Source organism: Pseudomonas sp. HMWF006 (assembly GCF_003061205.1).
Taxonomy (GTDB): Bacteria; Pseudomonadota; Gammaproteobacteria; order Pseudomonadales; family Pseudomonadaceae; genus Aquipseudomonas; species Aquipseudomonas monsensis.
In genome coordinates this window covers 1-2,204 of record NZ_QAIU01000584.1, presented here as the reverse complement: position 1 = coordinate 2,204, position 2,204 = coordinate 1, and the positions used below count along the sequence as shown (strand labels likewise).

Here is a 2,204-nt window from a genome sequence, read left to right as displayed (position 1 = left end):
AACAGTAATTGCCAGTCAATCACCAGCGGGCCGCTGATTTCCACCATCACCTCATGCCATTCACTGGTGGCGTGGCCCGGCGTCCAGAATTCATCGGTGACACCGGTCCCCCCCACCACTGCCAGACGCTGATCAACCAACAACAGCTTGCGATGATCGCGGTAGAAATTGCCGACCCAGCGCCGCCAGTTCAGGCGATTGTAGAAACGCAGCTCGACGCCGGCCTGGATCAGGCGCTGACGCAGATGCAGGGTAAACGCGAGGCTGCCGTAATCATCGAACAGGCACCGCACGAGCACCCCGCGCTCGGCCGCCAGCACCAGGGCTTGCACGATGGTTTCGGCACAGGCGCCGGCCTCGACCAGATACAACTCAAGCTCGATCTGCTCCTGAGCGCCGGCAATCTGCTCGAGCATGCGCGGGAAAAATTGCGGGCCGTCGATCAACAACTCGAACCGGTTGCCGTCACGCCACGGAAACACCCCGCCGCGCATGTCAGCGCGCCGTGAAGATCAGCACCGCACCCACCGGCACCGACAGACTGATGGCCGACAGGTCGGCCAGTTTGCGCAAGGACTCCAGCCCCGGCGCCAGATCGAAATCCTCGGCGTTGATCACCAAGGGCTCCAGCGTGACCACTTGAAACCGGCGGTCATCGAGACGCGTTGCCAGCAGTTCGGCGGGATATTCGTGTTGTTTGCCGTGCAGGTTGACGGTCAGCGGCAAGCGCAACTCCAGCTGCGCGCCGGGGGCCAGATCGTTGATCGGCCGCAGGTCGATCCGGGTGGTGATGGTCGCTTCGGGGAATTGCTCGATCTGGAACAACTCTTTGCGCATGCGCTCATCACGCAGCGGGACGCCGCTGTTGATCGAGTCCAGCTCGACTTCGACTTCGGCGCGGCCATCCGGATCGACCTTGCCGTGCAACACCAGAAAGCGCTGCACTTCGGAGACGTTGGCGTTTTTCGTGCTGACGAACGAGAGCCGCGACGACTCGCCATCCAGGTACCAATTGGCCTGCGCCGGCAACGCGGCGGCGGCCAGCAACAGGCTGGACACGGTTGCAATGAGGGGGCGGTTGAACATTGAAGACTCGTGGGGGCAATAAACCTGCACGAACCTTAACCGCCCACGCAGTTATTGCAAACTGATCGCAGCAAATCTAACGATTGGTGAAAATCCCTGTGGGAGCTGGCTTGCCAGCGATAGCGCCAGGGCAGGCTATATCTCTGTTGACTGAAACACCGTCATCGCTGGCAAGCCAGCTCCCACAGGGTTATCTACTGCCTGGCGGATCGAGGGTTTCAGGGATCGAGGCGACAGCCCTGGCGCTCGCCCTGCCAGCGGGCGCTGTTGCTGCGACCCAGGCCGCTGACGGTGATGGTTTTGCTGGCGGCGTCATCGGTAAAGTGGCGGGTCGGCAGCCACTGTTTCACATAGCCATGGCAATACCCGACGTCGTTGTTCATCACATAACGGCACGAACAATATTCCTTGGCGGTGTAGGCGCTGATGATGTCCGGGAACGCCCATAGATTTTCACGCTCGTAGCCGATCCACCCAAGCAACGCGATCAGCAGCACCAGCAACAAGCGCTTCATGGCTGCACCGCCTTCAACACGCGTTTGAGCAATTCGTTGTGGCGGTAACTGCCATCACGATCATCGCCATAGCGCACGATCACCAGTTTTTCACTGGGAATCACGTACAGCGCCTGTCCCCAGTGGCCGAGGGCGGCGAAGGTGTCGGAAGGGGCGTCGGGCCACGGCGAGGCGGCGCCATCGGCCGGGCGATTGAGCCACCATTGCCCGCCGGGAACGGCTTCGTCCTGATGGGCCTTGTAACCGCTGAAGGGTTGACGGTTGAAGGCCAGCCAATCCTTGGGCAGCAATTGCCGATCCTTCCAGCGTCCATCGCGGGCCATCAACAGACCGACCCGCGCCAGATCCCGCGCCGTCAGATAAGCGTAGGACGACGCGACAAACGTGCCGGTGGCATCGGTTTCCCACACGGCGTGGCGGATATCCAGGGGTTCGAACAACGCCGTCCACGGGTAGTCCGGATAACGTTGCGCGCCGACGATGTTTTTCAAGGCGGCGGCGAGCAGGTTACTGTCGCCGCTGGAGTAACGGAACGCCTGCCCCGGTTCGGCATAGGCTGCGTGATCGGCGCTGAACGCCGCCATGTCTTGATGACCACGGGTG

At 61.7% G+C, this 2,204-nt stretch carries 4 protein-coding genes; all 4 read right to left on the bottom strand.

From position 1 onward, the window contains the following. The coding region (locus tag DBR24_RS34020) for a phospholipase D-like domain-containing protein (protein WP_256591877.1) at positions 1-494 on the bottom strand (494 nt) is incomplete at its 3' end. A 1-nt stretch (position 495) separates the two neighbouring features. Next, positions 496-1,086, bottom strand: coding sequence for a YceI family protein (locus DBR24_RS26895; RefSeq protein ID WP_128616227.1), 591 nt, complete (start codon positions 1,084-1,086; stop codon positions 496-498). A 218-nt stretch (positions 1,087-1,304) separates the two neighbouring features. Beyond that, positions 1,305-1,601: an amidase gene (locus DBR24_RS26890; protein WP_128616226.1), complete on the bottom strand. Its 297-nt coding sequence runs from the start codon at positions 1,599-1,601 to the stop codon at positions 1,305-1,307. Then, positions 1,598-2,204, bottom strand: a 607-nt coding sequence (locus DBR24_RS26885) for a serine hydrolase (protein WP_146189128.1), incomplete at its 5' end; no start/stop codon positions are given. The genes DBR24_RS26890 and DBR24_RS26885, both read right to left, overlap by 4 nt.

Excerpts from the sequence above, each read along its gene's own strand:
- DBR24_RS26895 (WP_128616227.1), bottom strand. The coding sequence starts at position 1,086 with ATGTTCAACCGCCCCCTCATTGCAACCGTGTCCAGCCTGTTGCTGGCC.
- DBR24_RS26890 (WP_128616226.1), bottom strand. The coding sequence starts at position 1,601 with ATGAAGCGCTTGTTGCTGGTGCTGCTGATCGCGTTGCTTGGGTGGATC.